The sequence below is a fragment of the Streptomyces sp. NPDC091387 genome, from assembly GCF_044756945.1.
Taxonomy (GTDB): Bacteria; Actinomycetota; Actinomycetes; order Streptomycetales; family Streptomycetaceae; genus Streptomyces.
In genome coordinates, this window is sequence record NZ_JBIVTZ010000016.1 from 16,387 (window position 1) to 42,090 (window position 25,704).

The 25,704-nt window shown below is 70.1% G+C and carries 22 protein-coding genes and 1 tRNA gene; 14 read left to right on the plus strand and 9 right to left on the minus strand.

Features of this window, described 5'->3' with window-relative positions; all coding sequences use genetic code 11:
* Positions 1-17 precede the first annotated feature (17 nt).
* Entirely contained in the window at positions 18-1,505 is a 1,488-nt protein-coding gene (locus tag ACIQM0_RS29525) for a S1C family serine protease (protein ID WP_401292359.1), read from the minus strand.
* Positions 1,506-1,702: 197 nt separating this feature from the next.
* Here ACIQM0_RS29525 and ACIQM0_RS29530 point away from each other — a divergent pair, with 197 nt between their 5' ends.
* From ACIQM0_RS29530 to ACIQM0_RS29540, 3 genes are all read left to right on the plus strand, one after another.
* Complete coding sequence (locus tag ACIQM0_RS29530) at positions 1,703-2,539, plus strand: glycerophosphodiester phosphodiesterase (protein ID WP_401292362.1); 837 nt, start codon at positions 1,703-1,705, stop codon at positions 2,537-2,539.
* Positions 2,540-2,623: 84 nt separating this feature from the next.
* On the plus strand, positions 2,624-3,322 hold the full coding sequence (locus ACIQM0_RS29535; protein WP_401292364.1) for an ATP-binding protein: 699 nt from the start codon (positions 2,624-2,626) through the stop codon (positions 3,320-3,322).
* A 207-nt stretch (positions 3,323-3,529) separates the two neighbouring features.
* Positions 3,530-4,495, plus strand: coding sequence for a DUF5926 family protein (locus ACIQM0_RS29540; protein WP_401292367.1), 966 nt, complete (start codon positions 3,530-3,532; stop codon positions 4,493-4,495).
* A 788-nt stretch (positions 4,496-5,283) separates the two neighbouring features.
* On the opposite strand, the gene ACIQM0_RS29545 is transcribed toward ACIQM0_RS29540, so the two are convergent.
* A complete protein-coding gene (locus ACIQM0_RS29545; protein ID WP_363022972.1) occupies positions 5,284-5,994 on the minus strand; it encodes a bifunctional DNA primase/polymerase in 711 nt (236 codons plus the stop codon).
* A 482-nt stretch (positions 5,995-6,476) separates the two neighbouring features.
* Here ACIQM0_RS29545 and ACIQM0_RS29550 point away from each other — a divergent pair, with 482 nt between their 5' ends.
* On the plus strand, positions 6,477-7,964 hold the full coding sequence (locus ACIQM0_RS29550) for a PP2C family protein-serine/threonine phosphatase (protein ID WP_401292371.1): 1,488 nt from the start codon (positions 6,477-6,479) through the stop codon (positions 7,962-7,964).
* A gap of 157 nt (positions 7,965-8,121) precedes the next feature.
* Positions 8,122-9,585, plus strand: a complete 1,464-nt coding sequence (locus tag ACIQM0_RS29555; RefSeq protein WP_401292374.1) for an aminopeptidase P family protein — start codon at positions 8,122-8,124, stop codon at positions 9,583-9,585.
* Positions 9,586-9,636: 51 nt separating this feature from the next.
* On the opposite strand, the gene ACIQM0_RS29560 is transcribed toward ACIQM0_RS29555, so the two are convergent.
* Entirely contained in the window at positions 9,637-10,251 is a 615-nt protein-coding gene (locus ACIQM0_RS29560) for an ATP-binding protein (protein ID WP_401292377.1), read from the minus strand.
* A 258-nt stretch (positions 10,252-10,509) separates the two neighbouring features.
* Between ACIQM0_RS29560 and ACIQM0_RS29565 the strand changes: the two genes are divergently transcribed.
* From ACIQM0_RS29565 to ACIQM0_RS29605, 9 genes are all read left to right on the plus strand, one after another.
* Positions 10,510-11,328 (plus strand): hypothetical protein, encoded by an 819-nt coding sequence (locus tag ACIQM0_RS29565; RefSeq protein ID WP_401292380.1) that lies wholly within the window; start codon positions 10,510-10,512, stop codon positions 11,326-11,328.
* A 165-nt stretch (positions 11,329-11,493) separates the two neighbouring features.
* Positions 11,494-12,225 carry a YcnI family protein gene (locus tag ACIQM0_RS29570; protein WP_401292382.1) on the plus strand — a complete coding sequence of 244 codons (732 nt, stop codon included), beginning with the start codon at positions 11,494-11,496 and terminating at the stop codon, positions 12,223-12,225.
* Positions 12,226-12,310: 85 nt separating this feature from the next.
* Positions 12,311-12,964 carry an SCO family protein gene (locus ACIQM0_RS29575; RefSeq protein ID WP_401292385.1) on the plus strand — a complete coding sequence of 218 codons (654 nt, stop codon included), beginning with the start codon at positions 12,311-12,313 and terminating at the stop codon, positions 12,962-12,964.
* Positions 12,961-13,410 (plus strand): copper chaperone PCu(A)C, encoded by a 450-nt coding sequence (locus ACIQM0_RS29580; protein ID WP_401292388.1) that lies wholly within the window; start codon positions 12,961-12,963, stop codon positions 13,408-13,410. The genes ACIQM0_RS29575 and ACIQM0_RS29580 overlap by 4 nt, the downstream gene beginning before the upstream one ends.
* 14 nt (positions 13,411-13,424) lie before the next feature.
* Positions 13,425-15,449 (plus strand): copper resistance CopC/CopD family protein, encoded by a 2,025-nt coding sequence (locus tag ACIQM0_RS29585; RefSeq protein WP_401292390.1) that lies wholly within the window; start codon positions 13,425-13,427, stop codon positions 15,447-15,449.
* 8 nt (positions 15,450-15,457) lie between these two features.
* Positions 15,458-16,852, plus strand: a complete 1,395-nt coding sequence (efeB, locus tag ACIQM0_RS29590; RefSeq protein ID WP_401292392.1) for an iron uptake transporter deferrochelatase/peroxidase subunit — start codon at positions 15,458-15,460, stop codon at positions 16,850-16,852.
* Positions 16,853-16,911: 59 nt separating this feature from the next.
* On the plus strand, positions 16,912-17,847 hold the full coding sequence (pheA, locus tag ACIQM0_RS29595) for a prephenate dehydratase (RefSeq protein ID WP_401292394.1): 936 nt from the start codon (positions 16,912-16,914) through the stop codon (positions 17,845-17,847).
* 621 nt (positions 17,848-18,468) lie between these two features.
* Positions 18,469-19,758, plus strand: coding sequence for a serine--tRNA ligase (serS, locus tag ACIQM0_RS29600; RefSeq protein WP_401292396.1), 1,290 nt, complete (start codon positions 18,469-18,471; stop codon positions 19,756-19,758).
* A complete protein-coding gene (locus tag ACIQM0_RS29605; RefSeq protein ID WP_401292398.1) occupies positions 19,755-20,561 on the plus strand; it encodes an HAD family hydrolase in 807 nt (268 codons plus the stop codon). The genes serS and ACIQM0_RS29605 overlap by 4 nt, the downstream gene beginning before the upstream one ends.
* A 17-nt stretch (positions 20,562-20,578) precedes the next feature.
* Here the strand turns inward: ACIQM0_RS29605 and ACIQM0_RS29610 are convergent.
* From ACIQM0_RS29610 to ACIQM0_RS29635, 6 genes are all read right to left on the minus strand, one after another.
* Positions 20,579-20,663: transfer RNA gene (locus tag ACIQM0_RS29610), tRNA-Ser, on the minus strand.
* A 280-nt stretch (positions 20,664-20,943) separates the two neighbouring features.
* Positions 20,944-21,639 carry a hypothetical protein gene (locus tag ACIQM0_RS29615; RefSeq protein WP_401292695.1) on the minus strand — a complete coding sequence of 232 codons (696 nt, stop codon included), beginning with the start codon at positions 21,637-21,639 and terminating at the stop codon, positions 20,944-20,946.
* A gap of 296 nt (positions 21,640-21,935) precedes the next feature.
* The gene (locus tag ACIQM0_RS29620) at positions 21,936-22,655 is read right to left on the minus strand and encodes an ABC transporter permease (protein ID WP_401292399.1); all 720 of its coding nucleotides are present in this window, start codon (positions 22,653-22,655) and stop codon (positions 21,936-21,938) included.
* Between the two features lie 30 nt (positions 22,656-22,685).
* On the minus strand, positions 22,686-23,597 hold the full coding sequence (locus tag ACIQM0_RS29625; RefSeq protein WP_363022949.1) for an ABC transporter ATP-binding protein: 912 nt from the start codon (positions 23,595-23,597) through the stop codon (positions 22,686-22,688).
* Positions 23,594-24,502, minus strand: coding sequence for an ABC transporter permease (locus ACIQM0_RS29630; protein WP_401292402.1), 909 nt, complete (start codon positions 24,500-24,502; stop codon positions 23,594-23,596). Before ACIQM0_RS29630 ends, ACIQM0_RS29625 begins: the two co-directional genes overlap by 4 nt.
* The gene (locus ACIQM0_RS29635; RefSeq protein ID WP_401292404.1) at positions 24,492-25,526 is read right to left on the minus strand and encodes an ABC transporter ATP-binding protein; all 1,035 of its coding nucleotides are present in this window, start codon (positions 25,524-25,526) and stop codon (positions 24,492-24,494) included. Before ACIQM0_RS29635 ends, ACIQM0_RS29630 begins: the two co-directional genes overlap by 11 nt.
* Between the last annotated feature and the right edge of the window lie 178 nt (positions 25,527-25,704).

Consider the following 25,704-nt stretch of genomic DNA (forward strand, 5'->3'; position numbering starts at 1 on the left):
CAGGACAGCCTAGCCGGTCAGCTGTCGCCCTTGCGCTCCCCCAGGGTGACTTCGGCGGTCGACGTCTTGCCGCCGCGCTTGTAGGTCAGCGTGACCTTGTCGCCCGGCTTGTGGGTCCAGATCTCGCCGATCAGGGTCGGGCCGCTGTCGACCACGGTGTCGTTGAACTTCGTGATGACGTCCCCCGGCTTGAGACCGGCGCGGCCCGCCGGGCTGTCCTTCGGGACCGCCTCCGTGCCGCCCGAGCCCTGGTCGGAGATGACCGCGCCGCCCGTCTTCTCGTCCATCGTCACCGTGGCGCCGATGACCGGGTAGACCGGCTGACCCGTCTTGATCAGCTGCTGGGCGACGTTCGTCGCCTGGTTGATCGGGATCGCGAAGCCGAGGCCGATGGAGCCCGCCTGGCTCTGGCCGGTGCTGCTGCCGGTCGACTGGATCGCCGAGTTGATCCCGATGACCGCGCCGCCGGCGCTCAGCAGCGGGCCGCCGGAGTTGCCCGGGTTGATCGAGGCGTCGGTCTGCAGGGCGCTCATGTACGAGTTGCTGCCGCCGGCGCCGTCACCGGAGGCGACCGGGCGGTTCTTCGCGCTGATGATGCCCGTGGTGACCGTGTTGGACAGGCCGAACGGGGCGCCGATCGCGATCGTCGAATCGCCCACCGCCACCTTGTCCGAGTTGCCCAGGTCCAGCGGGGAGAGCCCCTGCGGCGGGTTCTTCAGTTTCAGGACCGCGACGTCGTAGCCCTGGGCCCGGCCGACGACCTCGGCGCCGTACTTCTTGCCGTTCGAGAACGTCGCCGTGAGCTGGCCGTTGTCCGCCGCGGAGGCCACCACGTGGTTGTTCGTGAGGATGTGGCCCTCCTTGTCGTACACGAAGCCGGTGCCGGTGCCGCCCTCGCCGTCGCCGCCCTGCGCGTCGATGGTGACCACGCTGGGCAGCGCCTTGGCCGCCACGCCCGCGACCGTGCCCGGGTCGCGCTTGAGGTCCTGCGGGTTGGCCGACGCCGCGACGGTGGTCGAACCGGAGCCGCCGGAGCCGTCATTGCTGTCCGCGGCCCAGTAGCCGAGGGACCCGCCGACCCCGCCCGCCACGAGCGCCGCCACGACCACCGCGGCCACCAGGCCGCCGGCGCCCCGCTTGCGGGGGGCGTCGGGTGCCTGCACCTGGCCGGGCGGACCCCACACGGGGCCGCCGCCCTGTGCGCCGTGGGCGTAGGCGGGGACCGCGGGCGGGGGCGGGGGCCAGCCGGCGTCCGCTGCCGACTGCGGTACGGGAGGGGGCGTGTGGGGCTGCGGCGCCGGCGGGACCTGGGCCATGGGCGTGGTCGCCGGGTCATGGGCCGGGAGGGCCTGCGGCTGCTCGGCCGTCACATCCGTCTGCGGAGGGGCCGGGTACGTGCTTCCAGGAGACCCCTGGGGAGCATCGGCCGGCACTGGAGGTGCGGACGGAACGGACGGGGCGGCCTCGGCCGCGGTGCCCTTGTTGTCCTCGTTCTCTGTGCTCACAGCTCTATACTCCTCGGTTCCACATCATGATTCGGCAAGAGATCCGCTGTGTACGTGTCTGGAGTCAGCTTTTCCCACAGCACGTCAGACCACTGTAAGCAGGACCTGTGCATCCGCGCACGGGTCTTTACATCGGACAAAACGGTCCCACCTCGCAGGGTTCGCGCCCGCGGTCCCGCCGGTGACACCATGACGCGGTGACCCAAGCACGGCAGCAGCACACCACGCAGCATCCCATCCAGGTCATCGCGCACCGAGGCGCGTCCGACGACGCCCCCGAGCACACCCTGGCCGCGTACCGAAAGGCGATCGAGGACGGCGCCGACGCCCTGGAGTGCGACGTACGGCTCACCGCCGACGGCCATCTCGTATGCGTGCACGACCGCCGGGTGAACCGTACGTCCAACGGTCGCGGCGCGGTCTCCGCCCTGGAGCTCTCCGAGCTCGCCGCGCTCGACTTCGGCTCGTGGAAGGACCGCGAGGGGTCGGAGTCCCCGGACTGGGACCCGGTGCCGGGCGAGCTCACCTCCGTACTGACCCTGGAACGGCTGCTCGAACTGCTCGTCGAGACGAGAGCCGCCGGGCGTCCGCTCCAGCTGGCCATCGAGACCAAGCACCCGACCCGCTGGGCGGGCCAGGTCGAGGAGCGGCTGCTGCATCTGCTGAAGCGGTTCGAGCTCGACGCACCGCCGGCCGACGGCCCCTCACCGGTCCGCATCATGAGCTTCTCGGCCCGCTCCCTGCACCGCATCCAGGACGCCGCGCCGGATCTGCCCACCGTCTACCTGATGCAGTTCGTCTCGCCGCGACTGCGCGACGGGCGCCTGCCGGCGGGCGCCCGGATCGCCGGCCCCGGGATGCGGATCGTGCGCAGCCACCCGGGCTACATCGACCGCCTGCACCGCGCGGGACACCGGGCCCACGTCTGGACGGTCAACGAACCGGAGGACGTCGACCTCTGCATCCGGCTCGGAGTGGAGGCGATCATCACAAACCGCCCGAAACAGGTCCTGGCGCAACTGGGACGCTCCTAGACCGACCGGTACATATGCTGGTCGGTCTTCATATCTGTGACAGGGAGTGCACCGGCGCACTCGGGGTGTACTCGATCGTTACGAGTGCGTCACTGGCAGACCATTGGCCGGTTTCCGGCCCAGCCCAGGGGGGCATCCACTCCGTGGCGTGGGGCAAAGGAGGTCTCGGGGGTGGCGTTGGTGGTGGCACAGGAAGTGCCCACGTCGTCGAGCATGGCCGTTCCCCATGGCCCTGCGGGCGTGGGTCAGGCACGACACCGGATGCGTGAGCAGTTGCGCAGTCACGGGGTGTCGGATTCGGTCGTCGACGATGCTGTGTTGATCCTTTCCGAACTGCTCAGCAATGCCTGTCGGCACGGCAGGCCGCTGGGCCGGCAGAGCGATGTGGGAGAGGGCGACGTACGCGCCGCGTGGTGCGTCGACAGAACGGGCGGGCTGACCGTCGAGGTGACGGACGGAGGCGGTCCGACCCGGCCGGTTCCGGCCACTCCCTCGGTCACCGCTCGCGGCGGCCGAGGGCTCAACATCATCAGCGCGCTCGCCGAGAAGTGGGGCGTACGCGACGACTCGTCCGGCGAGGTCACGGTCTGGGTGCTGGTCAACGAGGGACCAGGCCGCCCCGACGGCCGACCTGGCGCACGAGGCAACGGACGGGTCAACGGACAGGCACCCGGCGCGACCGCGGTACCGAGCGCGACCGCACTGCCGAGCTCGACCGTGGTATCCGGCGTACCGGAGCTCGACGGGCTGGATCTCGCCGGCGCCTTCGACGACGTGGGCTGACCCGGGCGAAGCCATACGGGCCGACGTGTCGCTGCGGCCGAGGCAGCGCAGCGGTCCCGCAGCCGGGAAGTCGCACCGGGAGAGCGGCGTTCCCGCGCCCGTACCCGCAGGCAGCTGGGGCAGCTGCACCCCGGACACCGCACGGGCGGCTAGGCTCGCGGCCCAGACCGCACTGTCTCAACCGTCGCAACCGGGAGAAAGCCCACCATGGCCAAGAAGCGCCCTCAGACCAAGGCCGGGAAGCAGCAACTCAAGGACGGCGAGATCCCGGTGGTCGGGGCTCGCGAGCCCTGCCCGTGCGGTTCGGGCCGCCGTTACAAGGCCTGCCACGGCCGCGCCGCCGCCCAGGCCGTCACCGAGCTGGTCCAGCGTCCCTTCGAGGGACTGACCGGCGAATGCGACTGGGTCGCGCTGCGCGAGCTGGTCCCCGCCGCCACGGTCGAGCTGACGCTGAAGGGCGGGCTGCCCGAGGGCGTGCCGTCCGTGACGCTCGCGACCGTGCTCCCGATGGCCTGGCCCGCGCTGCGCCGCGACGACGGATCGGTTCTGCTCGCCCTGCAGAACGACACCTCTTCCGGTGACCTCAGCCGGGACCTCGCGGACACCCTGCAGCGAGCGCTGGAGACCGAGCCCGGTTCGCCCGTGGCCGCCCGGCGCGTTCCGGCCGACGGGCCCCGGCTGCAGGATGTCCTGGACCCGGACGCGCCGTTCGCGCCCGTCGTGCACTCAGGCTTCGAGTTCTGGGTGCCGGACGCGGAGAACGCCACGGCCGAGGTGTCCGCCTCCCTGGAGCGTGCGAACGACGCCGCGATCCCGACCGTCCTGCTCACCGGGGTGGACGCCGCGTACTGGTGCGAGACACCGGAGAAGAACCACCTCCGGTGGGTCATGCCGCACCCCGAGGAGCAGCTCCTCGACGCTCTCGCCCGGCTGCACGCCGCCGGAGTCTCGTCCCTCGGCGAGGGGACCCGGCTGGTCGGTTCCTTCCGCGCGCACGGCCTGATGGTCCCGGTCTGGGACCTGCCGAGCGAGATGGGCGCCGAGGAGTGCGAGAAGCCCGCCGCGGTGTTCGCGGAGCGGCTGGCCACGGCGCTCGCTTCGGACGCGCCTCTCACTCCCGAGGAGCGCCGGGCACGCGGCGGGCTCACCAACCGCCAGGTGACGCTCAGCTGACAGTGACCACTACCCGGACCGTACGGTGACTCGCGTCACAACTCGCCGTACTGACAGGTAAATCGCTGTCCGAATACGTGAGATCGAATTTGCGAACGGCAGATCTCTTGTTACCGTTCTAGAAGCCCGGTCGCTGGTGCATCCCCCGTCGCCAGCGATCGGGCATCCTCATTTCCGGGTACGGCGCCCATGGCGCACCGCACGGCGCATGAACCGCGCACAGACCTGACGCAGGTCCCCGGACGAGCCCCCCAGTGAAGCAAGCCTCGCCATCGGCCCACCCGGCCCGCCGACGGCTCCAGACGGCTCCCCACATCTCCGGACGACGCCCGGCCGAGCGGGCAGCATCGGCCACGGGCCTGCGCCAACCCGACCCGGACGGAACCGGATTGGCTCCGGCCCCACAGGATCCCGGCCCCGCAGCGACGCCGCACGGCCCCGGGGCCCGGGGGCAGCCGCAGGACCCCCGGCGTCGGACGGAGAACGGTGGCGTCGGCGAACGGTGGCCGGAGTCGTCATCCGAACCTCCGAACACCCGCAGGAATGCGACTCCTGCCGGAATACGGCCGCAAAGCAACCGCGGCGGCGCCCGAACTGCCCTCGAACGGCGCCCGAATCAAGCTCGAATCAAGCCCGAATCAAGCCCGGACTGCGCCCGGGACAACGCCCCGAGCGATTCCCGAAAGAGAAGCCCGAACATTCTTCGCACACATTTCGGAAGGGGCATCAGAAAGCCGACCGCCGAACGCTATTGCACCATCGCACTTTGCACTGCGGCCGCCCGGCCGTCAGTAGGCGAGCCGGCTTCCACCGTCCGGCGCACTGTTGCTCGCTTCGACCAGCGCGTCCAGAACCGCTCCCACATCCGGCAACCACGGCGAGGCGGCCGCCGCGACGGGCGCTCCACCGGTCAGCCGCAGCCGGGAGACGCGGGCCGGCGCCCGCTCCCAGCGCACCTGCCCCGTGCCCGTCTCGGACGGCGGAAGGAGGAGATAGCCGCCCTCGCCGTGGAACCGCAGCGAACTGGGCACCCAGTCCTGGGCGTGCAGCAGCTCACCGAGCCGTTCGAGGGTGTACGGGGCGACCAGCAGCGACCACCGGGTCGGCGTCGCCACCACGGGGCCCAGCCGCACCCCCATCCGGTCGAGTTCGGCCAGTGCGCCCGCGCCGACGGCCGCCGGCAGGCTCAGTGCGCACGGCGCCGGCCCGCCGGTGGCCAGCACGACCGGCGCGGTGGGCCGGTTCGTCCACCACCAGCGCACCATCCGCGGGTCGGTGGTTGCCGCGAGCAGTCCGGGATCGAAGGGGTGCGCGCCTGGTACGGCGCACTCGGGGTCGGGGCAGGCGCAGCCGCGCTCGCCGCGGCCGTCGGCCGCCTGCAGTCCCACTCCCGGGAGTACCGGCCACTGCCACTCGGTGGCACAGGTCAGTGCCGCGTCGAGCTGGGCGGGCCTGTCCCGGAGCCGGAGCCTGCGTCGCCTTCCGAGGATCTCGCGCATGAGCGCTCGTTCCTTTCCGTTGAACGCCGAGGGTCCACATCACACCACGCGTGCGTCACATCGCGTGTGCGGAACTTCACTGTGTGTATATGCTCGTCGAGCCTGCGGTACGGGTTGGTCGTCGCTACCGAGCGTGAGCTGTGCTGAGCCGAATCGAGCCGGTTCCAGTCGAAATCGTGGCGAGGTGCAGGGCGTGTGTCGCGCCTGCCGTCCGTGCGTACAGCCTCGCCACTCGGGGGTGGGGCGTGGCCGTCACAGATGAGGACGTCCGGGCTCGCTGCCAGGTTCCGGAGGCGGTCGGAACCGCCCCTGGTCATCTACCGATTACGTACCCAGCATGCCCGGAATGACGCTCCCCCTCGAGGCTTCACCCCGAGGAGACCCCCTGCCAAGCAGACCCAGTCGACCGCAAATAGCTGCCACAGGGTGCGTTTTTTGGCCAAGTTGGTTATCACTTGGACACCACAAATCCCGTGGGGACAATGCTGGACATCGCCTTACTTGTGCGTGTACATGTGGATGCATTGATAGCGGCGCAGAATGACATGGGGGTTTGCGATGCTATTCGACGAAACACACCAGTCGGAAAGCTGGCGACCATGAGCGCCCCGCACCTGCCGAAAGTGGCTGGAATCGACCCCACAGTTCCGGTTTCGACGCACACTGACGGGCCTCTCTCCGAGGTGCCCGCCGCCCCCAGTGCCTTCATCCAGGACCGTCTGGCGGGCTGGGTCTCCGACCTCACCACGCTGCACGAGCTCACCGAGCGGCTGGCCAGAACCAACAGCCTGGACGACGCACTTCACGAGCTGCTCGACGCCGGAGCCGCTCTGGTGGGAGCCCGCCGCGGGCTGATCGCGTTCGAACCGTCCGACCGCCGCGGCCCCGTCAGCACCATCGGCCTCGGACTGGCCCACGCGGAACTCGGCCAGATCGAGACGGTGCCGCGCAGCGCCACGTCCTACGGACGCATCCTGGAAGGTCTGCCCACCCCCGAAGGCCCGCTGACCACCCCCGATCTGCTCGGCGACACCGGCCTGGACCCCCGCAGGCGTGAGGTCGCCGCCCGGCTCGGCTACGCCGCCAGCTACGCCCTGCCGATCGCCACCGACCGGACCGGCCGGCTCGCCGCCGCCGTCTGGCTCTACGACGAACCCGCCGAGCCGCTGGAACGTCAGCGCCACCTGGTGGGCCTGTACACCGGGTACGCCGCCGAACACCTGGCCCGGCTGCTGGAACTGGAACGGGCCAGAACCGATGTCGCCACCGTCACCGAGGAGCTCCTGCCGAGCCGGATGCCCCGGATCCCCGGCGTGGAGCTGGCCGTACGCCATCACGCCGCACCGCAGGGCGGCAACGACTGGTTCGACGCGCTGGCCCTCCCGGAGGGTGCGCTCGGGCTCGCCGTCGGCTCGGTGAGCGGCTCCGGGCCGAGCGCCCTGGCCGCGATGGGCAGGCTGCGGGCCGGTCTGCGGGCGTACGCGGTGATGGAGGGCGAGGACCCCGTCGCCGTACTCTCCGATCTCGAACTGCTGCTGCGGCTGACCGAACCCGCCCGTTCCGCGACCGCGCTGTTCGCCTACTGCGAACCGGCCCGCCGCAAGATCCTGCTGGCCGGGGCCGGGCACGCCCCGCCGCTGATCATCGGCGACCGGCGCACCGAGTACGTCGAGACGACCCTGTCCGCGCCGCTGGGCATGCTCGCCTGCTGGGAGGCGCCGAGCGTGGAGATCGCCCCGGCGCCCGGCGAGACCGTACTGCTGTACACCGACGGCCTGCTGCGCCGGGCCGGGGACTCGATGGACCGGGCGTTCACCCGGCTGCACTCGGCGGCGGCGAGCGTCCCCAGGGCGCTGCGCCACGACGCCGCGTCGGTCGCCGACCACGTGCTGCGCACCGTGCTCCCCGACGGCCCCGAGCAGGGTGACGACACGGAGGACGTGGTCCTGCTGGCCGCGCGGTTCGACTGAGCCGCCCCGCCGCACCCACCGCCGCACCGCCCCGCTGCCGCCGCGCCGTCCCGGCCGGGCCCGGGCACTCCGGGTAAGAGGTCTTCCGGCCCTGGGCCCCCTTCCGTACGCCCGTACGATGGAGGGGGCCCAGTGTCGTATCAAGGAGAGACAGAACGTGTCTGAGGAGCTCACCCCGGAGAACCCGGAGACCGAAGAGGCAGAGCCGGTCAAGCAGCGGAAGAACGGCCTGTACCCGGGCGTCTCCGACGAGCTCGCCGCGAGCATGAAGTCCGGTTGGGCCGACACCGAGCTGCACGGAATCGAGCCGATCGCTCAGGCCGGGCACACCGCCGACCGCCGCGCCGCGCTCTCCGCGCGCTTCCCCGGCGAGCGGCTGGTCGTTCCCGCGGGCCGGCTGAAGACCCGTTCCAATGACACCGAGTACGCCTTCCGCGCCTCCACCGAGTACGCGTACCTCACCGGCGACCAGACCCAGGACGGCGTCCTCGTCCTGGAGCCGAAGGACGGCGGCCACGAGGCGACCGTCTATCTGCTGCCGCGCTCGAACCGTGAGAACGGCGAGTTCTGGCTCGACGGCCAGGGCGAGCTGTGGGTCGGCCGCCGTCACTCCCTCACCGAGGCCGAGCAGCTGCTCGGCATCCCGGCCAAGGACGTACGGGAGCTGCCCGCCGCACTGACGGAGGCCACCGGCCCGGTCCGCAACGTCCGCGGTCACGACGCCGGCATCGAGGCCGCGCTGACCGACAAGGTCACGGCGGAGCGCGACGAGGAGCTGCGGGTCTTCCTCTCCGAGGCGCGCGTGGTCAAGGACGCCTTCGAGATCGCCGAGCTGGCGAAGGCCTGCGACATCACGGCGCGCGGTTTCGAGGACGTCGTGAAGGTCCTCGACAAGGCCGAGGCGACGAGCGAGCGCTACATCGAGGGAACGTTCTTCCTTCGCGCCCGCATCGAGGGCAACGACATCGGCTACGGCTCGATCTGCGCCGCGGGCCCGCACGCCACCACCCTGCACTGGGTGCGCAACGACGGCGCGGTGCGCTCCGGCGAGCTGCTGCTGCTCGACGCGGGCGTGGAGACCAACGACCTCTACACCGCCGATGTGACCCGCACCCTTCCGATCAACGGCACGTTCACGCCGCTGCAGCGGAAGATCTACGACGCGGTGTACGAGGCGCAGGAGGCCGGCATCGCGGCGGTGAAGCCGGGCGCCGGTTTCCGTGACTTCCACGACGCCGCGCAGCGCGTCCTGACCGAGAAGCTCGTCGAGTGGGGTCTGCTCGGCGACCGGTCCGTGGACGAGGTCCTGGAGCTGGGTCTGCAGCGCCGCTGGACCCTGCACGGCACCGGTCACATGCTCGGCATGGACGTCCACGACTGCGCCGCCGCGCGGACGGAGTCGTACGTCAACGGAACGCTGGAGCCCGGGGTGTGCCTCACCGTCGAGCCCGGTCTCTACTTCCAGGCCGACGACCTGACCGTCCCCGAGGAGTACCGCGGCATCGGCGTCCGGATCGAGGACGACATCCTCGTCACCGAGGACGGCAACCGGAACCTCTCGGACAAGCTGCCGCGTCAGGCCGACGAGGTCGAGGCCTGGATGGCCCGGCTCAAGGGCTGACCTGCCGCCGGCCCGTCGAGGGCCGTCGACGCGCGCGGGAGGGCGCCCTGCTCAGGACACCATGAGCAGGGCGCCCTCCCGCCATTTCAGGATCTTGTCGAAGCTGACCACCGCACCGCCGCGCCCCGGCCGGTTGCCGAAGTGGACGTGGTCGGCGAGCTGCTCGATCAGGCAGAGACCACGCCCGCTCTCGGCGGCGAGCGGCGGATGACCGGCCTGCTGCCCGGTCTGCTTCGGCTGGAACTGCCGAAGTTCGCACGGCTGTGGCTCGTACTGCTGCGGTTCATGCTGTTGGTGCTGCGGTTGCTGTTGCTGTGCGGCATCGCGAAGTGTGCGGCGGGCGGGGAAGCCGGGACCTGAATCGGCGACTTCGATACGGCATTTCTCGCCGTCCAGGTATGCGGTGACCCGGTACTGCCCGCGGGCCGTACCGGACGGCTCTTCCCAGGCGTCCCACGCGTCCCAGTTCTCCCCGGCATCGTCCGGGCCGCCCCGGGCCCCGCCGTGCTCGACGGCGTTCGCGCAGGCCTCGCTGAGCGCGACCGAAAGGTCGAAGGAGACGTCCGGGTCCACGCCCGCGGATTCCATGGTGCCGAGCAGGAAACGACGGGCGAGCGGAACGCTCGCAGCTTCGCGCCGCAGATGGAGTGACCACCAAATGCTCATGCTCCAGCCTCCTGGCTGCGGCTCGACATACCGATACGTATTGCCGCCCGATGCCGTTCGTAAGCACGGACGGGATGTGAGACCGCTCATTCGGCGGATACCCGGGCTCGTCACACCTGTGCATGCCCGGCCCACAAAGCAGCTCCTACCCCGTCCGCAACCATCCCCAACAGCCCGGCCCGCAGCCAATCGGGCGGAAGGTGACCTTCCGGACCTGCCGTACGGCTGCCGGGGGCGCAGTGCGATGATGACCCGGCCATGTCTAGGTCTGTGGGACGCGCCGGAGCCGGTCTGCGGCTGTTGAGGGCCGCGGTGTTCGCCGCGGTCTGCGTCGCGTTGTCCGCGGCCGGACACGCACTGGCCGCCTGCGCGGCGGTGCCCGGGTGGACCCTGCTCGCCGGCTTCCTCGGGATTCTCGCGGTGGCGGTGGCACTGGCCGGACGCGAACGCTCGCTGCCGTCGATCGCCGCGGCTCTGGCCGGCGGACAGATCGCACTGCACACGCTCTTCGGTGTCGGTACGCACACCGCGACGCCACAGCCCGCGGCCGGCGACGACTCGCTGATCCGGTTCGCGGCCGGCCTCGTCTGCGGCGCGGGCCCGGCGCAGTTGAACGCCGCCGACGCCCATCGCATCGTCACCACGGCGGGCATCGACCCGGCGTCGGTGACCGAGCAGGCCCATCAGCACATGGCCGCCGCCCCGTCCGACGCCATGCTCGGCACCGGAGCGGCCGGCCTCGCCGGAATGTTCCCCAGCCTGCCCATGCTGCTCGGTCACCTGCTGGCGGCGCTGGCCACCGGGTGGTTGCTGCGGCGCGGCGAGGTCGCCCTGTTCCGGCTCGCCCGGCTGTCGGCGCACGGCGCCCAGCAGATCGCGGCCGGAGCCCGGCTGCGGGCGCTGCGCGCGGCACTCGTCCTCGTGTCCGCCCTGCGCGCCGGTCTTCCGGGCGGGCCGACGAACGGGCCGCGCATCCCGCGTACGGCCGTGGACGCACCGGCCCCGGCCACCGGGGACCCCTTGCAGCACATGGTGATCAGGCGCGGGCCTCCGCCCGTATTCGCTCTCGCAGCCTGACGCGACGCCCTCCTCCTCGATGCACGCGCCCCCTCGCGGGCACCTCTCCGGTGCCGGTGCGGGCGGCGCAGACATGCCGCTCGTGAGGGAAGAGGTGTCGCGATGCCGTCGCGCACCCGCGCGGCGGAGCACCTTTCCTTCGTGCTTTGTGGAGTGATCCCTGACATGAACGTTTCCCGCATCGCCCTCGCCGGCGGCGTCGCCGCGTCCACCGTGCTGATCCTCGCCGGTACGGCCTCCGCCCACGTCAGCGTCCAGCCGCAGGGCGAGGCCGCCAAGGGCGGTTACGCCGTCATCAACTTCAAGGTCCCCAACGAGCGCGACGATGCCGCGACGACCAAGCTCGAGGTCAATTTCCCGACCGACCACCCGCTGGCCTCCGTCCAGCCGCAGGCGATCCCCGGCTGGAAGATCGACGTCACCACGAGCAAGCTGGCCAAGCCGCTCGACATGCACGGCAAGAAGATCAACGAGGCCGTCTCCAAGGTCACCTGGACCGCCGACGGCGGCAAGATCGAGCCCGGCCGCTTCCAGCAGTTCCCGCTCTCGGTCGGCCAGCTCCCCGAGAACGCCGACCAGCTGGTGTTCAAGGCCATCCAGACGTACGACGACAAGGAAGTCGTCCGCTGGATCGAGGAGCAGAAGGACGGGGCGGAAGAGCCCGAGAGCCCCGCTCCGGTCCTCAAGCTGACGGCTGCCACCGACGACGCGCACGGCGCCGCGGCTGCCGGGTCCGACGACAAGAACGCTGCCGCGGACCAGGCGAAGGACGAGACGACGACGGCTTCGGCGTCCTCCAGCGACACCACGGCCCGCGTCCTCGGCATCGTCGGCATCGTCATCGGCGTCGCCGGTGTCGCCTTCGGCGTCCTGGCCGGGCGTCGGCGCACCGTCTGACCCTCCACAAGCCCCACAAGAACCAAAAGCTCAACGAGCCCTAAAGCCCCACCCGCCCCACCGACCCATCAGGAATCAGTGCTCCATGGTTAAGAAGTCTGTGCTGGCCGCGGCGCTCGTCGCCGCGGCCGCGCTCACCCTGTCCGCCTGCGGCGGCAGTGACAACGACAGCAAGAAGCCGATCACCGACGTCTCGATGCAGACGAAGACCAAGGCCGCGACGGTGCTCGACGATCCGTTCACCAAGCCGAACCTCGTCCTGACCGACACCCACGGAAAGAAGTACGACCTGCGTGAGAAGACCAAGGGCAAGCCGACGCTCGTCTACTTCGGCTACACCAACTGCCCCGACGTCTGCCCGCTCATCATGAGCAACATCGCGATCGCCAAGAAGTCCCTGCCCGAGGCCGACCGGGACAAGCTGCAGGTCGTCTTCGTCACGACGGACCCCGAGCGGGACACCCCGTCCTCGCTGGGCAGCTGGCTCAAGTCCCAGGACCCGTCCTTCACCGGTCTCACCGGCGACTTCCCCACCATCCAGGCGGGCGCCCGGCAGATGGGCATCGGTATCGACGCGCCGAAGAAGGAGAAGGACGGCACCATCGTCTCGATGCACGGCTCGCAGGTCATGGCGTTCTCCCCGAAGACCGACAAGGGGTACGTGCTGTACAGCGAGGACACCACGCCCGACGACTACACCAAGGACCTCCCCAAGATCATCAAGGGGGAGAAGCCGTGAACCGCCGCACCACCCTCGCCGGCGTCCTGGCCCTCTCCACGGGTCTGACGCTGGCGGGGTGCTCCTCCCCGGGCAGCGAGCCGGAACTGAAGGTCGTCGGCGCGTTCATGCCGCAGCCCGTCAACGACATGGCGGCCGCCTTCCTCGTCGTGCAGAACAGCGGCGGCAGTTCCGACCGGCTCACCTCTGTCACCAGCCCGCTCTCTGACGACGTCACGATCCACGAGACGAAGAACCAGGCGATGCGCATGGTGACGTCCTTCGCGGTACCCGCGGGCGGCGAGCTGGACCTGGAACGCGGTGGAAACCACATCATGTTCATGAAGCTCAAGCAGCAGCCCAAGCAGGGCGAGAAGGTGTCCATGGAGCTGCACTTCGAGAAGGCCGATCCCATCAGGATCGACCTTCCCGTGAAGGAGACCACCCACAACCCGAAGAAGCAGTGAGGGACTGACAGACCATGACAGCCACCGCCCCGCACTTCGGGCCGCCCCCGTCCGTATCCGCCATACGCCGGCCGCTCGCCGCGGCCGGACTCCTCGCCGCTCTCGTCGGCGTGGTGTTCGGTCTGCTGCTGGCGTTCGCGGGTCCCGCGTCGGCTCACGCCGCGCTCACCGGGAGCGATCCACAGGACGGGGCGGTGGTCGACACCGCACCCAAGCAGGTCACGCTGACCTTCTCCGAGCAGGTCGCCGTGGGCGAGGGCTCCATCCGGATCCTGGACCCCAACGGCAAGCGCGCCGACACCGAGGCGGCCCCGCTCGATCTGCACAGCGGCTCCACCGTGAAATACGGCGTCGCCCTGCACACCGGCCTCCCCGACGGCACGTACACCGTCGCCTGGCAGGCCGTCTCCGCCGACAGCCATCCGGTCTCCGGCGCCTTCACCTTCTCCATCGGCGCCCCCTCGGAGACCAGCGTCGCCCTCCCGGACAGCGAGGCCGGGGGCGGCCTCGTCGGGACCCTCTACGGGATCGCGCGCTACGCCGCGTACGCCGGCTTCATCGTGCTCGCGGGCGGCGCCGCCTTCGTCCTGGCCTGCTGGCAGCGCGGGGCGGGCGCGCGCCCGCTCCAGCGCCTCGTGGTGCGCGGCTGGATGACGATCACCGCGGCCACGCTCGCCATGCTGCTGCTGCGCAACCCGTACACCGGTTCCGGGAAGCTCGCGGACGCCTTCGACCTCGACGGGCTGAAGGCGGTCCTCGACACGAAGCCCGGCGCCGCACTCGTCTCCCGGCTGCTGCTGCTCGGCGCCAGTGCGCTGTTCGTCGCCGTGCTGTTCGGGGCGTACGCCAAGCGCGAGGACGAACGCGAGAAGAAGGACCTCACCTTCGGCCTGGCCATCGGCGGCGCGGTCATCGCCGCCGGGATCGCCGGGACGTGGGCCCTCGCCGAGCACGCGTCGACCGGCATCCAGCCGGGGATCGCCATGCCGGTCGACGTGCTCCACCTGCTGGCCGTGGCGACCTGGCTGGGCGGGCTCGCGGCCCTGCTGGTCGCGCTGTACCGCACCCCCGACGTCACCGCCGACGCCGTACGGCGCTTCTCCCGGATCGCGTTCGGCAGTGTCCTCGTGGTGGCCGCCACCGGGATCTACCAGTCCTGGCGCCAGCTCGGCTCCTGGTCCGCGCTGACCGATACCGGGTACGGGCAGCTGCTGCTGGTGAAGGTGGGGCTCGTCGCGGTCCTCGTCGGGGTCGCATCGTTCTCACGCCGGTGGACGGGAAGGCTGGCCACCGGCACGGGGGCGGCTGCGACGGATGAGACGACTGTGACAGCTACGGCGCCGGTGACAGAGGCGGAGGCGGACGCAGACGCAGAGGCCGAAACCGAAGCCACCGCCGAGGCCCTGTCCACGCCCACGCCCACGCCCGAGCCGGAGCCGGAGCCGGAGCCGAAGTCGCAGGACCCGGCGCGGGCCGTCCAGCTCGCCCGCCAGAAGGCCGCCGTGGCAACCGCCGAGAAGAAGAGGGTGCGTGATGCCGACCCCGACCGCTCCGGCCTCCGCCGCTCGGTGCTGGCCGAAGTCGGCGTCGCGGTGGCTCTGCTGGCGGTGACCACCATCCTGACCTCGACCGAGCCCGGCCGTACCGAGGAGGAGGCGGCCCGTACGTCGAACGCGGCCGCCGCCCCCGCGGCGAGCGGTCCCGTCAACCTCACGCTGCCCTTCGACACCGGCGGCAAGAACGGCAAGGGCACGGTCCGGATGGACATCGACCCCGGCCGTACCGGGACCAACGTGCTCCACCTCTGGATCGACGACGCCAACGGGAAGGCCATGGACGTCCCCGAGGTGAAGCTCGCCCTCACCCTGAAGTCCAAGGACATCGGCCCCCTTCCGGTGGTCCCGGTCCGGCTGACCGAGGGGCACTGGACATCCACCGGCGTCCAGATCCCGATAGCGGGCGACTGGAACGTCTCGGCCACCGTGCGGACGTCGGACATCGACCAGACGACGGTCGACAAGAACGTGAAGATCGGCTGAGCAGGATCGTGAACGGAAACACTGCAAACACTTCGAACGCCTCGAAGGCCTCGAACGCCTCAAGCAGCTCGCACACTTCCAGCAGCTCGAAAGGTTCCAACAGCTCGAAGGGTTCGAGCAGCGCACTCAACGGAACCGGCTCACCCGCCGGCGGCCTCTCCCGGCGGCGGCTGCTCGGCACCGCGGGTGTGGCCGGGGCCACCGGGCTGGTGCTCGGGGCGGCGGGCGGTGCGGCCGGCTACGCCGCGACGCGGGACGAGGCGCCGACCGCGCTGACCTCCGTCGGCTCCTCCGAGGTGATGTTTCACGGGAAACATCAGCCGGGGATCACCACCCCGCTCCAGGCGAGCGGCCATCTCATCGCCTTCGACCTGGCCCCCGGCGCGGGCCGGAAGGAGGCGGCCGCCCTGATGCGCCGCTGGTCCACGGCCGCGCAGCGGCTGATGGCCGGCGAGCCGACCGCCGGTGGCGCGGCGGACGGCACGGGGCACGACACCGGCATCGCGCTGGATGCCGGGCCGTCCTCGCTGACCGTCACCTTCGGCTTCGGGGCCACCTTCTTCGAACGCACGGGCCTGGTCGGCCGCCGGCCACCGGGACTCGACCCGCTGCCGCCGTTCTCCGCCGACCACCTCGACAGCGCCCGCTCCAACGGCGATCTCTGGGTGCAGATCGGCGCCGACGACGCACTCGTCGCGTTCCACGCGCTGCGGGCCGTACAGAAGGAGGCCGGTTCGACGGCCACCGTGCGCTGGCAGATGAACGGCTTCAACCGCACCCCCGGAGCCACCGCCAAGCCGATGACCGCCCGCAATCTGATGGGCCAGATCGACGGCACCGGTAATCCGAAACCGGCCGACAGCGACTTCGACCGCCGTGTCTTCGTCCCGTCCGGCGCCGGTGACGCGACGTACGCATGGCTGGCCGGCGGCTCGTACGCGGTCGTCCGGCGGATCAGGATGCTGCTGGACGACTGGGAGAAGCTCCCGGTCGAGCGTCAGGAACGGGTCATCGGCAGGCGCAAGGCCGACGGCGCCCCCCTGAGCGGCGGCACCGAGACCACCGACATGGATCTCAACAAGGCGGGCCCCGACGGTAAACTCCTGATCCCCGACAACGCCCACGCCCGGATCTCCTCCCCCGAGCGCAACAGCGGGGCGGCCATGCTCCGCCGCCCGTTCTCGTACCACGACGGCATCGCCGCGGACGGCACCCCGGACGCCGGACTGCTGTTCATCTGCTGGCAGGCGGATCCGCTGCGGGGCTTCGTGCCGGTACAGCGCAAACTCGACCGGGGAGACGCCCTGTCGCCGTTCCTCCGGCACGAGGCGAGCGGCCTCTTCGCGGTGCCGGGCGGTGCGGCGGCCGGGGAGTACGTGGGCCAGCGGTTGCTGGAGTCCTGAGCCAGTACGGCGCGTTGGTCCTGGAGTCCCAAGCCACCCCGGCGCATTAGGGTGACGGTATGTCCGCCACGCGCTACGCCTATCTCGGCCCAGAGGGCACCTTCACCGAGGTCGCCCTCCGTACGCTCCCGGAAGCCGCCACCCGTGAGCTCGTCCCGATGGTCTCCGTGCCGGCGGCCCTGGACGCGGTGCGGAACGGCACGGCCGCCGCGGCGCTCGTACCGATCGAGAACTCCGTCGAGGGCGGCATCACCACCACCCTCGACCAGCTGACCAGCGGTGAACCGCTGATGATCTACCGCGAGGTGCTGCTCTCCATCACCTTCGCGCTGCTCGTACGCCCCGGTACCAAGCTGTCCGACGTCAAGACGGTCACCGCTCACCCGGCCGCACAGCCGCAGGTGCGCAACTGGATGGCCGCCCATCTCCCGCAGGCCGTATGGGAGTCGGCGGCGTCCAACGCGGACGGTGCGCGGCTCGTGCAGGAGGGGCGGTACGACGCCGCCTTCGCGGGTGAGTTCGCCGCGGCGACGTACGGGCTCGAACCGCTGGTGACCGAGATCCACGACGCGGAGAACGCCCAGACCCGTTTCGTGCTCGTGGGACGCCCGGCCCGGCCGGCGGCGCCGACCGGTGCGGACAAGACGTCGGTGGTCATCTGGCTGGGCGACGACCATCCCGGCGCACTGCTCGAACTGCTCCAGGAGTTCGCGGTGCGCGGGGTGAACCTGATGCTGATCCAGTCCCGGCCGACGGGCGCGGGCATCGGGAACTACTGCTTCGCGGTGGACGCCGAGGGTCATATCTCCGACCGCCGGGTGGGCGAGGCGCTGATGGGGCTCAAGCGGATCTGCCCGAACGTCCGCTTCCTCGGCTCGTACCCGCGGGCCGGAGTGACGCCGGCGGAGGTACGCCCGTTGCGTCCGGGTACGTCGGACGCGGAGTTCACGGTGGCCTCTGACTGGCTGGCCCGTAACCAGGACGGGCGTGCCTGACGGCCCTCGTCCCGTCACACCCGTACGCCCTCACTCCCCTGCCCTTCCGCGCTCTTCCGCGCGCCCGCCCTTCCGGTGCGATCAGCGGATTGTCATCATGGGAAAAGTTATCCACAGGCGCGAGTCTCGACCTGGGGACAAGTCGACACCGCAACGCGACATGGTCGACAAATCGCCCCAGTCCGCTCAGATCCATCCACAGACCAGCAGGACGCCCCCTGTCACCCCAATTCCATTGATCAACTCTTTAGAGCGAGCAATTCCCACCCGAACGAGCCTGCAGGGCGGGTTTGAAGCGGGATTCCATGAGCCTTCACGCCACTTTCGGAATGATCTCCTCCATGTCCACAGATCTTCCTCACAGCCTGTGGATAACTTTTGAGAACTAGCCCTCCCTGTGGACAAGTGACGACCAACTCCCCTTCCGGGCAAGGCTGATACGTCAAGACCCATGAACCCTTCCGCCCCATTTAGGGGAATAGGGCCTCTTTATTGACGCCGACATCCAAACGCGCGCCATGGATTCCTCCCCAGCATTACCAATACCGGCAATTCGGGCAAAGTGACACGCTTGTCCATATCGGTTCGAGCTACGGAAGCCGACACCGGTAGCCTGGAGGGGTGATTGACCTTCGCCTGCTTCGTGAGGACCCCGACCGTGTTCGCGCCTCCCAGCGCGCCCGTGGAGAGGACGTCGCACTCGTCGACGCCCTTCTCTCCGCCGACGAGCGGCGCAGGTCGTCCGGGGTTCGGTTCGACGAACTCCGTTCCGAGCAGAAATCGCTCGGCAAGCTCATCCCCAAGGCCTCTCCGGAGGAGCGCGCCGAGCTCCTGAAGAAGGCCGAGCAGCTCAAGGCCGACGTCAAGGCGGCCGACGCGACGCAGGGCGAGGCCGACGAGGAGACCAAGTCCCTGCTGCTGCGGCTCGGCAACATCGTCCACGAGGACGTGCCGGTCGGCGGCGAGGAGGACTTCGTCGTCCTGGAGACGCACGGCACCATCCGCGACTTCGGCGCCGAGGGCTTCGAGCCCAAGGACCACCTGGAGCTCGGCGAGGCGCTCGGCGCCATCGACATGGAGCGCGGCGCCAAGGTGTCCGGCTCGCGCTTCTACTACCTGACGGGCGTCGGCGCGCTGCTGGAGCTCGCCCTCGTCAACGCGGCGATCGCCCAGGCCACCGAGGCCGGCTTCATCCCGATGCTCACCCCGGCGCTGGTCCGCCCGCGCGCCATGGAGGGCACCGGTTTCCTCGGCCAGGCCTCGGAGAACGTGTACCACCTGGAGAAGGACGACTTCTACCTGGTCGGCACCTCCGAGGTACCGCTCGCGGCGTACCACATGGACGAGATCATCGACGCGGACAAGCTGCCGCTGCGCTACGCCGGCTTCTCGCCGTGCTTCCGCCGCGAAGCCGGTACGTACGGCAAGGACACCCGTGGCATCTTCCGGGTCCACCAGTTCGACAAGGTCGAGATGTTCTCGTACGTCGACCCGGCGGACGCCCAGGCCGAGCACCAGCGCCTGCTGGACTGGGAGAAGCAGTGGCTCACCGCTCTCGAGCTGCCCTTCCAGGTGATCGATGTCGCCACCGGCGACCTGGGGGCCTCGGCCTCCAGGAAGTTCGACTGCGAGGCGTGGATCCCGACCCAGGGCAAGTACCGCGAGCTGACCTCCGCGTCCAACTGCGACGGTTTCCAGGCCCGCCGGCTCTCCGTCCGGATGCGTGACACCCGCGACGGCAAGAAGGTGCTCCAGCCCCTGTCCACGCTGAACGGCACGCTCTGCGCCGTACCGCGCACCATCGTGGCGATCCTGGAGAACCACCAGCTCGCCGACGGTTCGGTACGGGTGCCCGAGGTGCTCCGTCCGTACCTGGGCGGGCGTGAGGTCCTGGAGCCGGTCGCCAAGTGACCTTCCCCTACAAGCTCGTCGCGACCGACCTCGACGGCACCCTGCTGCGCGAGGACCACACGGTCTCCGGGCGCACGCGTGAGGCACTGGCCGCGGTCACCGCGGCCGGTGCCGCGCACATCATCGTCACCGGCCGCGCGGTCCCGTGGACCCGGCACATCCTGGACGACCTGGGCTACGAGGGCCTCGCGGTCTGCGGCCAGGGCGCGCAGGTCTACCACGCGGGCGAGCACAAGCTGCTGACCTCGCTGACGCTGGACCGGCAGCTCGCCGGTCTCGCGCTGTCCAAGATCGAGGCGGAGGTCGGCCCGCTGGCGCTGGCGGCCAGCCGCGACGGGCTGGACGGCGAGGTGCTGGTCGGTCCGGGCTACCGCGTGCAGGAGGGTCCGCTGCCGGCCCTCTTCGTGCAGGACCCGGCCGAGATGTGGGCGGCCCCGCTCAACAAGGTGTACGTCCAGCACCCGGATCTGGACGACGACGCACTGGCGAAGGCCGCGCGAGCGGCGGTCGGCAATCTGGTCGACGTGGTCATGGCCGGCCCCGGGGTCGTGGAGATCCTGCCGCTCGGGCTCAGCAAGGCCACCGGTCTCTCGCTGGCCGCGCGCCGGCTGGGCGTGAAGGCGGCGGACACGATCGCCTTTGGTGACATGCCGAACGACATCCCGATGTTCGCCTGGTCACGACACGGTGTGGCCATGGCCAACGCGCACGAGGATCTCAAGGCCGTGGCCCACGAGGTCACCGCGTCGAACGAGGACGACGGGATCGCCGTGGTGCTGGAGCAGCTGCTCCAGCAGTCCTAGGGGCCGGCTGCCCGAGGCGGAGGATGCGCGGATCGAACGCGCGCGGGGTTTCCCCCGACGACGGCTTAGCAAGCCGCTGCCTTACCACTCGGCCAATCCTCCGGGGGAGGGCGGCCGCGCGCGATGCGCGGGAAACGGCCGCCCCGGCGTGTTGCGCGAAGCGGCTCGGCGGAGCAGTCCCTGATGACTACTTCGCGGCCCGCTCGGGCACGCCCTGCTGGGAGCTCGACGGACTCGGACTCTCGGTCATCGCCGCGCTCCTCTCCCGGTCTGTGGTGCCGTACCCGGCGGGTGCCGTACCGCCTACTGTGCCGCGCACCCGATGTCCGGTGCCACTCATTTACGGGCGGCGGGTGCCGCGTGGCACCGGACATCAGGGTTCTCAGCGGCTCCTGTTGCGGCGGCTCAGATCCTTCAGCCCGCGCGCGAGCTCGTCCATCCGCCCGTCGAGCCGGACGATGTCCTCGGACACCCCGCCCAGCCGCACGCTCATGGCACCGACCACCTGCTGGGTGACCTCGAGCCTCCGGTCGAGGCTGTCGAGCCGGAACGACATCCGGCTGAGGACGGGCCCCAGCTCCTGGAGAGCGGTACCGACTCCGGCCAGGCAGCTTTCGACCCGGGTGACGCGGTGTTCGAGCGAGGCGTATCCCGCCCGCAGGTCCTGCTCGGCGTCGAGAAGATACGTACGGACGCAGCGTGCGATGTCGCTGTCGCGGAGCAGCATCGCGACGTTGAGGACGGTCCTGCGGGTGTAGATACGGAGCTGCGTGGCCGCCTGTGGATAACTTTCCGCCTGCCCGTCTCCCCATAGCGACACCATGTCGCTATGGAAAGAGCGCAGCTCAGAGCCGCGCAGCACCCGCATCCCATTCTCGATGAGCTCGCTCTGATGGCGGTCGGTGAGCCTCCTGACAGAGGCTGTGGATACTTCGAAGTACCGGGCCACGTCCTCGGTGCGGACATGGATTCCGTCCGGGAGCATGACAAGGCTCTTCACCTTGTCGAGAGCGTCGACGCGCTCCATCTGCTCGACGCGCAGCGCGCGCGATTCGAGCAGGGCGACTTCCGTGGGCATGAGCATGCCTTCCGATCGTGAAAGCGACGGGGGACAGCCCTCTCCCCGGGCCCAGGGGGCGGAGGACGCTCACAGGTGCCACTTGCTCAATGGCCGACCCGATGGGTGTCGCCCGTAGGCGTGTCCCACGGCATCGGCATTCCCCGAATTCACGAAAGCTCGACGTCACGGATTCCAGTTGCCTCCACGCATCCGGAACAACGAACCGATATCCGTACAGTTACGCGTAATACTGTCCGACATGCGACAGCCCCCGTCCGTCGGACGGGGGCTGTCGTATCGCAGGCTCTCTGTGCTCACTCCTCGCCGGCGAGCTTGAGGGTGCGCAGCTTCTGGCCCGCGTACCAGGTCGCCGCCACGGTGACCACGATCAACAGGACCGTCGCGAGCGGCAGTCCGACGTCGGAGGTGATGGCGCCGCCCCCGCCGATCTTCTCGGCCACCGCGAGCGACCACTGCTGGACGCTGAGCGTGCGCGCACCGGAGACCAGGCTGCCGAAGAGGGCCTCCCACACCAGCGCGTAGACGAGTCCGAGGACCACCGCGTGCCGGCTGATCGTGCCCAGGAGCAGGAACAGCGCGCTGTAGGCGATCGAGGCGACCAGGGCGGCGATCGTGTAGGCCACCGCGATCTGCTGGCCGTTGCCGTTGAGGATCAGGCCGGCGATCAGGGTCGGCACCGCCGAGAACACCATCGTCACGGCGATGGCCACGATCAGCTTGGTGAAGATGATCGTCGGCCGGGTCACCGGCTTGGCCAGCAGATAGACGATCGAGCCGTCGTCGATCTCCGGACCGATGGCGCCCGTTCCGGCGATCACGCCGATCAGCGGAACCATGGTGGCGATGGCGAAACCGCCCAGCACGTCCGAGGCGACCTGGTCATCGGCCCCGGCGAACACGCGTACCGCGACGGCGATGACCACCAGCAGCGCGGGCAGGATGAAGAGGATGGCGGCCCGGCGCCGGCCGAGCAGGGCCCGGTAGGTGAGCCGGGCGACTGTGGGGTCGTACATGACGCTTCACAGCTCCTTATCGGCCACTACTCAGGCCGCTACGAGATAGGAAAAGACCGATTCGAGGGATTCGTCGGACGGCGAAACGGTCAGCAGCCGGATGCCCTGTTCGCGTGCCACCTTCGGCAGCAGCGTGGTGAAGCGTACGAAGTCGACCGCCTGGATGCGCAGGGCCTGTTCACTCAGGTCCACTTCGATCCCGGCCGTCGAGGGGTCGGCGATGAGCGCGGCGGCGAGCGCGCGGTCGTCGCTGGACCGTACGAGATAGCGGTGCGGGCGGTCGGTCATCAGCCGGCGGATCTTCCGGAAGTCACCGGACGCCGCGTGCCGTCCGGCCACGATCACCTCGATGTGCGAGGCGAGTTGCTCGACCTCTTCGAGGATGTGCGAGGAGAAGAGCACCGTGCGGCCCTCTTCTCCCATCCGTCGCAGCAGTTCCATCAGCTGCATCCGCTGGCGCGGGTCCATCCCGTTGAACGGCTCGTCGAGCAGCAGCACGGACGGGTCGTGGACCAGGGCCGAGGCCATCTTCACGCGCTGGCGCATGCCCTTGCTGTACGTCGAGATCTTGCGGTCCTGCGCGTACTCCATCTGGACCGTGGCCAGCGAGGCAGCCGCCTCGGCGGCGCCGAGACCGTGCAGTTCCGCGTTGGCGACCACGAATTCGCGGCCGGTCAGGAAGTCGTACATGCCCTCCCGCTCGGGCACGATGCCGATCGCGCGGTACACGGCTTCGTTGCGCCAGATCGCCTTGCCGTCGAGCGTGACCGTGCCCGTCGACGGGGCGAGGAATCCGGCCATCATGTTGATCAGCGTGGACTTGCCCGCGCCGTTGGGACCCAGCAGACCGGTGACGCCCGGTCCCACGGTCATGCTCACGTCGTTGACGGCGACCACATTGCCGAACCAGCGGGAGGTGTGGTCGATCTCGATGGTGGTCACAGCCCGACCCTCCGGTAGCGGCGCATCAGTACGGCGTACGAGCCGGCGACGAGCGCGAGAACAACGATCAGATAGACCACACCGGCGCCGGCCCCCGGGCCTTCCCCTCCGGGGAAGGCGGAGGTGGCCCCGAGGAACGCGGTCTGCACACCGTCGATCAGCGTGATCGGGGAGAACAGCCCCAGCCACGGGACGGCTCCGGTGGACCCCGTCGACCAGGCGATGCCCTGGACGGTGGAGACGGCACCGTAGGAGATGGTGAGCACGGCGATCACCGCGGCGACGCCGAAGCCCCGGCGCGGGGTGAGCGCGGCCATCACCAGGCCGAGACCGGCGAAGAGCACGGAGAGCAGCGCCACCGACACCATTCCCTGGGCGAACCACTTGGTCTGGTTGCCGAAGTCGAACTTCGCCAGCAGTGCGCCGGCGTAGAGGATGACGAGCGGCGCGCCGGTGAGCACGAAGAGCGCGGAGGCCATGGCGGCGAACTTGGCGATGACGTAGTCGCCGCGCTCGATCGGCCGGGAGAAGTACAGCGGCACGCTCTTGAAGCGGAGGTCCCTGGAGACCGACTGCGGTGCCTGCGAGGCGAGGAACAGCCCGATGACCGCCTGGAGGAAGATCGCGTAGGAGGTGTACTTGACCGGCAGCTTCGTCGAGTCGGGGATGTTGATGGCCACGGCCACGATGATCGCGGCGACCAGGCACATCACGCCGAACAGCAGCATGGGCAGCACCTTGGACTTGACCGAACGGCCGAGCCCGAAGGAACCCCGCAGGGACTGCGAGTAGAGGGAGCGGCGTGCGTACGCACGGCCGAGGCGCGGGCCGTCGTAGGCGCGGTAGCCGATGTTGTGGATCCGGGAGGTCTCGCTCCCGGTCGCGGCGCCGGTCTCAGTGCTCATCGCTACCGCTCCCCTTCTGCTGTACGGCCCCGGCGGCCACGGGCGCGGTCTGCGCCACGACCTGCGCCGCCGGTGCCTCTTCGGTACGGAAGACCTCGGCGATGTGGTGGCGTCGCTGTTCCATCCGGACGAGACCGAGGCCCAGGCCGGCGACGCTGTCGCGGACGACGTCGTACGTCTCCTCGCCGGTCGCCTCGATCAGCAGGATGTGGCCCGCCCCCGGCAGCCCCTCCGTGTCCAGGCCGTCGAGACCCACCAGCTTGATCCCGGTGTCCGTGAGGGCGCGGCGCAGCGCGTCGGTCCCGTTGGGGTGGGTGTCGCTGTCGGTGACCTCGACCGCGAGGGTCGTGGTGGTCTGGGTGAAGTCGCTGGTGGAGCTGGAGCGCAGGAGCGCTCCGCCGTCGATGACGACGACGTGGTCGCAGGTGCGTTCCAGTTCGCCCAGGAGGTGCGAGGTGACCAGGACCGAGATGCCGAAGTCGGTGTGCACCCGCCGGATCAGGCTGAGCATCTCGTCGCGGCCGACCGGGTCGAGGCCGTTGGTCGGCTCGTCCAGGAGGACCAGCTGCGGGTCGTGGACCAGGGCCTGGGCCAGCTTCACCCGCTGTTTCATGCCGGTCGAATAGCCGCCGATGGGGCGGTAGCGCTCCTCGTACAGGCCGACGTGGCGCAGGGTGTCCGCGGTGCGTTCGCGTGCCGCGGTGGGCGGCAGTCCGGACATCCGGGCCATGTGGACGACGAACTCGGTGGCCGAGACGTCGGGCGGCAGGCAGTCGTGCTCGGGCATGTAGCCGACCCGTTCCCGGATGGCGGCGCCGCTGGTCGAGACATCGAGCCCGAGCACCGCGGCCCGGCCCTCGGTGGCGGGAGACAGACCCAGCAGGATCTTGATCAACGTGGACTTGCCGGCTCCGTTGGCGCCCACCAGCCCGGTCACACCGGGGCCGATGTCCAAGGAGAGCCGGTCAAGTGCGGTTACCCGGGGGAACCGCTTGCTCAGGCTTTCGGTCGCAATGACAGTCACGTCATTGACGGTAGTGGCGCGGGCCACACCGGTCGTCAGACCTGACGGCTGGTTTCTCGTCAGACTCCAGATGTACGGACCCGTAGGGGGACCCCGTCAAGGAGGAGGCCGGTCCCCTGGTCCGCCCCTGGTTCCGGTCGTCGTGCCGGGTGCTCGCGCGGAGTTGTCCACAGGTCCG

What these genes read in the sequence shown, in the direction of transcription:
- ACIQM0_RS29540 (WP_401292367.1), top strand. Translation starts at nt 3,530, where the DNA reads ATGGCCAAGAAGCGCCCTCAGACCAAGGCCGGGAAGCAGCAACTCAAG.
- ACIQM0_RS29545 (WP_363022972.1), bottom strand. Translation starts at nt 5,994, where the DNA reads ATGCGCGAGATCCTCGGAAGGCGACGCAGGCTCCGGCTCCGGGACAGG.
- ACIQM0_RS29550 (WP_401292371.1), top strand. Translation starts at nt 6,477, where the DNA reads ATGCTGGACATCGCCTTACTTGTGCGTGTACATGTGGATGCATTGATA.
- ACIQM0_RS29560 (WP_401292377.1), bottom strand. Translation starts at nt 10,251, where the DNA reads ATGAGCATTTGGTGGTCACTCCATCTGCGGCGCGAAGCTGCGAGCGTT.
- ACIQM0_RS29565 (WP_401292380.1), top strand. Translation starts at nt 10,510, where the DNA reads ATGTCTAGGTCTGTGGGACGCGCCGGAGCCGGTCTGCGGCTGTTGAGG.
- ACIQM0_RS29570 (WP_401292382.1), top strand. Translation starts at nt 11,494, where the DNA reads ATGAACGTTTCCCGCATCGCCCTCGCCGGCGGCGTCGCCGCGTCCACC.
- ACIQM0_RS29575 (WP_401292385.1), top strand. Translation starts at nt 12,311, where the DNA reads ATGGTTAAGAAGTCTGTGCTGGCCGCGGCGCTCGTCGCCGCGGCCGCG.
- ACIQM0_RS29585 (WP_401292390.1), top strand. Translation starts at nt 13,425, where the DNA reads ATGACAGCCACCGCCCCGCACTTCGGGCCGCCCCCGTCCGTATCCGCC.
- pheA (WP_401292394.1), top strand. Translation starts at nt 16,912, where the DNA reads ATGTCCGCCACGCGCTACGCCTATCTCGGCCCAGAGGGCACCTTCACC.
- ACIQM0_RS29615 (WP_401292695.1), bottom strand. Translation starts at nt 21,639, where the DNA reads ATGCCCACGGAAGTCGCCCTGCTCGAATCGCGCGCGCTGCGCGTCGAG.
- ACIQM0_RS29620 (WP_401292399.1), bottom strand. Translation starts at nt 22,655, where the DNA reads ATGTACGACCCCACAGTCGCCCGGCTCACCTACCGGGCCCTGCTCGGC.
- ACIQM0_RS29630 (WP_401292402.1), bottom strand. Translation starts at nt 24,502, where the DNA reads ATGAGCACTGAGACCGGCGCCGCGACCGGGAGCGAGACCTCCCGGATC.